This is a genomic window from Actinoplanes italicus (assembly GCF_003001815.1).
Lineage (GTDB): Bacteria > Actinomycetota > Actinomycetes > Mycobacteriales > Micromonosporaceae > Actinoplanes > Actinoplanes italicus.
Genome location: NZ_PVMZ01000031.1, coordinates 90,162 through 97,505 on the forward strand (window position 1 = coordinate 90,162; position 7,344 = coordinate 97,505).

Here is a 7,344-nt window from a genome sequence, read left to right on the forward strand (position 1 = left end):
CGGAACCTTTCCGGGGTTATCGGAGGAGGGTGAGCAGGCCGGGACGGTAGGGCAGCAGACCGTAGTCACCGCCGGAGCTGGGGGAACGTCCCTGGTAGAGCAGTTGCAGATTGCAGGGGTCGATCGTGTTCGTCTGGTCCGCGCTCGTACGGAGGAGTTCGCCGTGGCTGATGTCGTTGGTCCAGGTGGCGCCGCTGTTGGCCTTGCCCGCGAACGGGTTGTTGTAGGTCGTCGCGTTCGGCGTCCAGGTGCCGCTCAGGCTGGTCGCCGTGAAGGAGCGGAAGTAGCGCTCCCAGGAGCTGGTCCTGGCCTCGATGATCATCAGGTACTGGTTGCGGCCCTGCACCTTGTAGACCTGCGGCCCCTCGAAGATGTTCTCCGAGGTGTCGCTCATGATCGTGGTGTAGCTGGAGCCGAAGCTGCCCGGGAAGTTCCCGATCGGCATGATCTGGCGGTAGATCCTGCCGTTGTCACCGGCGAAGAACAGGTACATGTTCTGGTCATCGCCGATGATCGTCTGGTCGATCACGCCGGTGCTGGAGTCGGTGATCTTCGCGGTCGACAGCGTCTGCGCGGCCGACCAGCCGTTGGCGTTGGCCGGGTTGGTCGACGTGCGGTACGAGAACGACGTCGGACCCCACTGGTGAGCGAGGATCCAGATGTTCTTCGGCGCGAAGTAGAACAGCGACGGCGCGACGGTGCTCTGGCTCATGGTGTTCTGGCTGGCCGAGCCGAGCTGGTTGAGGTTGTCGACGAGACCGAAGTTCATCGAACCCCAGCCGCCGGTGGCGCTGCTGCTGTGGGTGGTGGCGTACACCAGTTGCTTGCCCTGGTAGGGGGCGATGGTGAAGTCCTTGAGAGAAGCCCAGCCGGACTTGGGCTGCGCCAGCGGGCCGGTCGACGACCAGCGGTAGGACGACGGCAGCGTGCACGACGTCGGCGGCGGGGGTGAGGACGACGGCGGCGTGGACGGCGACGACGGTGGTGCGGACGGCGACGAGGGTGTGGTGCCGCCGGTGCAGGCCACGCCGTTGAGGGTGAACCCGGCCGGCACCGGGTTGCTGCCGGTCTGCGAGCCGTTGAACCCGAACGAGACGCTGCCGCTGGTGGCGATCGCCGCGTTGTAGCTGACGTTGCGGGCCGTCACCGCGGCGCCGGACTGGGTGACTGTCGCGTTCCAGGCCTGGGTCACCTGCTGACCGGCGCCGTAGGACCAGGTGAGCGTCCACCCATTGATCGCGTCGCCGAGGTTGGTGATGGTCACGGCGGCGCCGAAACCACCTCCCCACTCCGACGAGACCGCGTAGTTCACCGAGCATCCGGCGGCAGCGGCGGCGGGCAGCGTCACCGCGGCAGCTGCCGAGCCGGCGAGCAGGACACCGCTGATAGCGGCGGCTCTGAATTTGCGCATGCTTTTCTCCTGACGGGGATAACGGCCGGAGATCGCGGGGGATCGATCGTTACGTACGTTTAAAACGGCCGTTTCCCGCATGCTACGGGAGCGCTCCCAGTCATTCAAGCGCAGCTCAGAGGCAGTGACGACTCACCGATTGCCCTTCGCGTAACACTTTTCGCCCCGCAATTGCGATGAACGAAAAGTGTTACGCCGAGGCCTCGAAAATACACAGCGCGAGAGTGGCGTCATCGAACTGCTTGCCGCGAATTCGCTGACCGGAGGCGACGGCGGACTCGGCCTCCCGTACGCCCTTGAGAACGGCTCGCGGGCCGTCGCGCTCAGCGAGTCCGAACAGGTCCGCCCAGGTGTGCCCGAATCGCTCGACGTACCGTGCCGCCCCGTCGCTCAGCACCACGGCACGACGAACCTGACCCACGGGCACGGTTCCGGCCAGCGCCTCGTCGGCCGCCCGCGGATCCGTCGAGGCGACCCAGAACCCACCGGGGGCGTTGCGCAGCCTGGCGACCGATGCGATGTCGTACGCGGGGAGCCGAGCGGTGCGATCATCGGTGACGACCTCGTACCCGTCGTGCCGCTCCAGGACGACCGAGGAGTCGCACAGCACGAGGTAGTCGAGGTCTCCCCCACGCAGGCGAAGCATCGCCAGTGTGGCCGAGGGGCTGTCCGGGTTGCTCAGGTCGCACGTTGCCTCATGGCGTCGGCGGAGACCCCGGATGGCGTCGGCCGTGACAGCGCGCAGAGTCGCATGCTCGTCGTCCGACAAGCCCGCGACCAGCAGATCCGTCAGGTTACGCACGAGCCAGGGCACATCGTGCACACAGCCGGTACGGACGCCGGCGGGCACCGTGACGCCGTCGATGACGATGACGAACGACGCCGTGGCGATCAGATGGTCTTCGTTCGGGCGGCCAGGAGTGGCTTCCGTGGCGAAGGTGACGTCCATGGTGACGCGCCCACCACCTTCAGTCACCGATCGCCGTCGCCTCGATCGCCTCGCGGAACACCCGTGACCGATGCTGCCAGTTGTCGAAACGCCCGTAACTCGGAGCGGCCGGCGACAGCAGCACGACACCGCCCGCCGGTGTGTGCTCCCGGCTCAGGTGCACGGCCTGAACGAGGTCGTCCGCCAGGATCGTCCGTACGCCCGGCAGGTCTTTCAGCAGGTCCAGGATCAGTTCGCCGCTGTCCGGGATGCCGACGAGCGTGGCGGAGACCTTGCTCTCCTCGAAGAAGGCACGCAACGGGCTGTAGTCGACGCCCCGATTCTCACCGCCGAGAATCACGGTCAACGGACGATCCGCGTACGCCTCGATCGCGTAGATGGCCGACTGAGGGATCGTCGACAACGAGTCGTCCACGAAAGTCACACCGGATGGATCCGGCAGTACGGTGAGCCGCTGCTCGAGCGCTTCGTAGGCGGCGACCGCCTCGGCGATTACCGTGCGATGGGCCAGTACGTCGACGCCCTCGCTCTGCACCGTGGCGAGCGCCACGCACAGGTTGGCTTCGTTGTGCCGGCCGACGGGCCTGAACAGGTTCCGCGGGAACAGCGGCTCCCCGGCGAGGAAGACCCAGCGTTCGCCGTCGGCGCGCTCGGCGACGTGGAAGGAGTCCGGATGATTCGCCGCGACGAGGGGCAGTTCGGATCGCTGAGCCTGCAGTTCGGCGAACAGGCGCTGATCCTGCGCGTTGTAGACGACGGCCTCGGCCCCGTGCATCGCCACGTTGAGCTTGTCGCGGTAATACCCGCTCTCGCTGCCGGACCAGTCCAGGTGCTCGGGGAACAGCGAGGTGAGGGCCACGATCCGGGGTGAGTCGTCGAGGTCGGCGCACTGGTAGACGCTCAGCTCGAGCACGTACCGTTCCGACTCGGGCAGGGCGAGCGCGGCGACGCCGATGTTGCCACCGAGCGTGTTGGGCCGTCCCGCGGCCTCGAGGAGCTGGCTGACGAGCGTCGCGGTCGTGCTCTTCCCCTTGCTGCCCGTGACCCCGACCGTGCGGGACGCGTGGTCGGCCATCCAGAGCGCGGTGCCGCCCGTGACGATGCCGCCACGCGCGCGGTGCTCGACGATCCGCGGATGGACCTGACCGATGATGGGCGAGCGGACGATCACGTCGATCGACTGGAGCCGGCGTTGCGCGTCCTCACCGACATACAGCGGCGCGATCTCGGCGAGATGACCGGACCAGTCGGTAGCCAGGAAGGTCGCCTTGTCCTGGACGGCGATCATCTCGCTCGGTTCGTGCGGGGCGATGGCCTCAGCAGCGGCGATGGCCTCCCGGCCGGTACCCCAGACAGCGACGCGCCGGCCTCGAAGATCTTGCAGATGCACAGCGCGCTCCTGATACCGCCGGTCGTGTCATTTCCGGTGACACCTTACCCGCGGGGCACCGTCTGCCCGTCGGCAATCCTCAACGGCGCCCGGAGAGTGAATGTCCTCAGGGGACCGCGCCTGCCATAGTATTCGTGGCGCGGCGACCCTCGAAGGAGAGATATGGTGACGTTCGCGCCCGTCGACCTGCCCGTCTGCGAGCCCGGCTTCCAGCCGGACAAGACCGACGACCAGATCCGCGATTGGGTGACGTCCGAGCCGATACGGGAGCTGGTCTCCGCGTACGGCGGCAGCCTGCCCGACACTCAGGTCGAGGACGTGCTGCTCTGGCTCGACGACTTCTCCGGGGAGCACTGGGACTTCCGCCGCCGGGGCGGCGTCGAACGCGATCAGGTCACGGCGCCGGAATTCGACGAGGCGACCGCCGATCTGATCCTCGCCGCGGCGAGGGCACTGCGGCTGGTGGACGCCGCTCAGCCGGCGCACTCCTCGTACGATCACATCCTCGTCCTCGGCGGTCTGGGCCGTGCCTGCCTGCAGCGGACCCGGTACGCCGCGGACATCGTGAAGTCCGGGGCCGCGACGGCGCCCGAGCTGGCCGCACTGGGCAGCTTCCGGCCGCTCAACGCGGCGGAGACCGCGCTGCCGGAGCTGGCCGGCGCGACGTACGAGGTCGACGCCATGGACGCCGGGGTGCGCATCGCCTTCGGACTGGACGAGCCGGCGGACCGGGCGATCTCCGACGGCGACGTCACGCACAGCTCCTGGGAGGTGCGCACGTACAGCGGTGGAGCGGTTCCGGAGATCCATGTGCTCGCCGCGCCGTCGAGCGAGCCCGACACCCGCCGCGCCAACACCCCGGACACGTACGAGTTCTGGGCGAACCGCGTTCAGCTGCAGACCACCGACCGCATCCTGGTGGTCACCTCGCCGATCTACGTCCCGTTCCAGCACAGCGACGCCATCCGGATGCTCGGCATGCGATACGGATGCGGACTGGACACCATCGGCTTCGATCCGGCCCGCGTCACGGTGCCGCTCGCACCCGGCGCGACGAACCCGGACCGGTATCTGCAGGAGATCCGCAGCGGGATCCTGTCCATGCTGCGCCTCCACAACGCGCTCACCGATCCGGCGAAGACGGCATGACGGCCACGTTCGCGCCCGTGGCACTTCCGAGCGACCTCGACGGAATAGCGGCGTGGATCGACTCGGAGGCGATGGCGGCCCTGCTCGCCGAATTCCGGCACGAGCCGCTGCCCACAGGATCACTCGGCGATCGCCTTGCCGCACTGGAGGCGGTCTCCGCCCGGTGCTGGGACTACCGGAAGGGTCTCGAACGGCATCAGGCGACGGGCGAGACCTTCTCACCCGAGCGAACGGCGCGCATCGAGGCGGCCGCGACGGCCCTCGGACTCCTGGGCCATCGCCCGCCACCCGCCGACGACTACGACCACATCCTCGTCCTCGGCGGCGGTGTGCGGACGATGCTGGCACGCGCCGACCTCGCCGCGGATCTCGCACGTCAGGGTGTCAGCACGACGACCATCGCCGGCCTGGGCAGTGTCCGGCCGCTCGACAATCCGGCTCAGGTCGCACAGGAGCTCGGCCTGCCCGAGAGCCCCACCGAGGGCGACGCCGTCGAGGTGGGGCTGCGACGGGCCCTGAGACTCGGACAACCTCCCAGCCGCAGGTCGGGCGTCAGCGACACGGGCCAGCCGTGGTGGATCCGGTCGTACGAGGACACGCGACCCCCCGTGCACGTGCTGGCAGCGCCCTCGACCCGTCCCGGCATGCGAGCCAACACGGGAGACACGTTCATCGGCTGGGCCGAGCTGGTGGAGCCCCGACCCGAAGGGGCGCGACTGCTGCTCGTGACGACGGACATCTTCGTGCCTTTCCAGCACTGCGATGCCGTCCGGCTCCTGACGCTGCAATACCGATGCCATGTCGACACGGTCGGCTTCGACACGAGGTCGAACCCGTGGGTCAAGACTCCGGAGACTTTTCAGGTGCTGCAGGAGGTCCGCTCCGCTGTCCGCTCCATGCAGGCGCTGCATTCCGCACTGGACGGTGAGCAGGCCGCGATGTAGGGATCAGGGCCGGGTGAGGCTCTGCGCCGCGTCCGCGACGAGGACCGTGCCGGACACCGCCGGATTGTCGACTCCGATCGAGATCAGGGAGTCGGCGGCCTCGTCCGGGCTGAGGACCCGGCCGCGCGGGATCTTCGCGCCGATACGGCCGAAGTCCGCCTGCCGGCCGAGTTCCTCAGCGAGGCGCACGAAGTTGGCGGTCCGCGTCGTGCCGAGCGCGACGGCGTTGATCCGGATACCGTCCACGCCGAGGGGACCGGCCAGCGCGCGCACCATCCCGTGCAGGCCCGCCTTCGCCGCCGAGTATCCCGGCGCACGATAGCCGCCCAGCGCGTTCGTCGACGAGACCAGCGTGTATGACCGGTCACCGCCGGCCCGGCGTACCTCGTCGATCGTCGCCTGAATGACCGCAAAAGCCGAGATCAAATTCAATCCGATCGTACGGCGGAACGCGTCGAGCGGGACCTTCGTGAGATCCTCCACGCCCAATTCGGCGGTGTCCGAACCGCCGACGACGTGGAAGACCGCGGTGAGCGGCCCCAGCCCGGCCAGAGCCCCCGCGGCCCGCGTGGGAACCGTGTCACCCGAGAGGTCGACGGTCTGCCACCCGGCGACGGGCACACCGTCCACAGCGGGCACGATGTCCCACCCGACGACGCGGAACCCGCGCGCCACGAGTTTGTGGCACAGGCTCCGCCCGATGTCCCCGGCGGCGCCGGTCACCAATGCCAACCGGCCGTCATTCGTCATTCCCGCTCCCCTTGCCAGTGGCCCTCAGAACCGGGTCGAAAGTCCCTTCCAGGGTCTCCCGACCGGGTTCTACCTTCGACGCGGCCGTATTCATGGGTCAAGGTCGTTCAGGGTCAAGGTCGTTCATGGTCAAGGTCGTATTCACGGGTCAAGGGAGCAAGACGGTGCGGATCACGGGCACGGGACACGCGAGCATGCGGATCGACACCGCCGCCGGCAGCATTCTGTGCGACCCGTGGGTCAATCCGGCGTTCTTCGCGTCGTGGTTCCCCTTCCCGGACAACTCCCTGCTGGACTGGGAGACACTCGGCGACGTCGACTACCTGTACGTGTCACACCTGCACCGCGACCACTTCGACGCGGAGCACCTCAAGCGCTTCATCAGCAAGAAGGCCACGGTGCTCCTGCCGGAGTACCCGACCAGCCAGCTCGAGGACGAGCTGCGCGACCTGGGCTTCACCAGCTTCCTGCGGACGAAGTCGGACGAGGTGCACGAACTCGACGGCGGCCTGAAGGTCATGATCCAGGCGCTGATCAGCCCGACCGACGGCCCGATCGGCGACTCGTCGCTCTGGATCGAACACGACGGCATCCGCCTGCTCAATCAGAACGACGCCCGCCCGACCGACCTGACCAGGTTCACCGAGCTGGGCCATGTGCACGCGCACATGCTGCAGTTCTCCGGCGCCATCTGGTATCCGATGGTCTACGAGCTGCCCGAGTCCGCGAAGACCGCGTTCGGCAAGCAGAA

General features: G+C 68.1%; 7 protein-coding genes. 3 read left to right on the forward strand and 4 right to left on the reverse strand.

The window, feature by feature from the left end; genetic code table 11:
- Window positions 1–16: 16 nt before the first annotated feature.
- The 3 genes from CLV67_RS45565 to murD form a co-directional block, all read right to left on the reverse strand.
- On the reverse strand, window positions 17–1,411 hold the full coding sequence (locus CLV67_RS45565; protein WP_106330221.1) for a non-reducing end alpha-L-arabinofuranosidase family hydrolase: 1,395 nt from the start codon (window positions 1,409–1,411) through the stop codon (window positions 17–19).
- 190 nt (window positions 1,412–1,601) lie between these two features.
- The gene (locus CLV67_RS45570) at window positions 1,602–2,360 is read right to left on the reverse strand and encodes a protein phosphatase 2C domain-containing protein (protein WP_106330222.1); all 759 of its coding nucleotides are present in this window, start codon (window positions 2,358–2,360) and stop codon (window positions 1,602–1,604) included.
- Window positions 2,361–2,379: 19 nt separating this feature from the next.
- Window positions 2,380–3,750: a UDP-N-acetylmuramoyl-L-alanine--D-glutamate ligase gene (gene murD, locus CLV67_RS45575; protein ID WP_106330223.1), complete on the reverse strand. Its 1,371-nt coding sequence runs from the start codon at window positions 3,748–3,750 to the stop codon at window positions 2,380–2,382.
- A gap of 162 nt (window positions 3,751–3,912) precedes the next feature.
- On the opposite strand from murD, the gene CLV67_RS45580 reads away from it, so the two are divergent.
- Complete coding sequence (locus CLV67_RS45580; RefSeq protein ID WP_239166691.1) at window positions 3,913–4,899, forward strand: hypothetical protein; 987 nt, start codon at window positions 3,913–3,915, stop codon at window positions 4,897–4,899.
- On the forward strand, window positions 4,896–5,843 hold the full coding sequence (locus tag CLV67_RS45585; RefSeq protein ID WP_106330224.1) for a hypothetical protein: 948 nt from the start codon (window positions 4,896–4,898) through the stop codon (window positions 5,841–5,843). Before CLV67_RS45580 ends, CLV67_RS45585 begins: the two co-directional genes overlap by 4 nt.
- Before the next feature lie 3 nt (window positions 5,844–5,846).
- On the opposite strand, the gene CLV67_RS45590 is transcribed toward CLV67_RS45585, so the two are convergent.
- Entirely contained in the window at window positions 5,847–6,593 is a 747-nt protein-coding gene (locus CLV67_RS45590) for an SDR family NAD(P)-dependent oxidoreductase (protein ID WP_106330225.1), read from the reverse strand.
- A 164-nt stretch (window positions 6,594–6,757) separates the two neighbouring features.
- On the opposite strand from CLV67_RS45590, the gene CLV67_RS45595 reads away from it, so the two are divergent.
- On the forward strand, window positions 6,758–7,344 hold a 587-nt coding region (locus tag CLV67_RS45595), incomplete at its 3' end, for an MBL fold metallo-hydrolase (RefSeq protein ID WP_146169562.1).

What these genes read in the sequence shown, in the direction of transcription:
- CLV67_RS45565 (WP_106330221.1), bottom strand. Translation starts at nt 1,411, where the DNA reads ATGCGCAAATTCAGAGCCGCCGCTATCAGCGGTGTCCTGCTCGCCGGC.
- CLV67_RS45570 (WP_106330222.1), bottom strand. Translation starts at nt 2,360, where the DNA reads ATGGACGTCACCTTCGCCACGGAAGCCACTCCTGGCCGCCCGAACGAA.
- CLV67_RS45590 (WP_106330225.1), bottom strand. Translation starts at nt 6,593, where the DNA reads ATGACGAATGACGGCCGGTTGGCATTGGTGACCGGCGCCGCCGGGGAC.
- CLV67_RS45580 (WP_239166691.1), top strand. Translation starts at nt 3,913, where the DNA reads ATGGTGACGTTCGCGCCCGTCGACCTGCCCGTCTGCGAGCCCGGCTTC.
- CLV67_RS45585 (WP_106330224.1), top strand. Translation starts at nt 4,896, where the DNA reads ATGACGGCCACGTTCGCGCCCGTGGCACTTCCGAGCGACCTCGACGGA.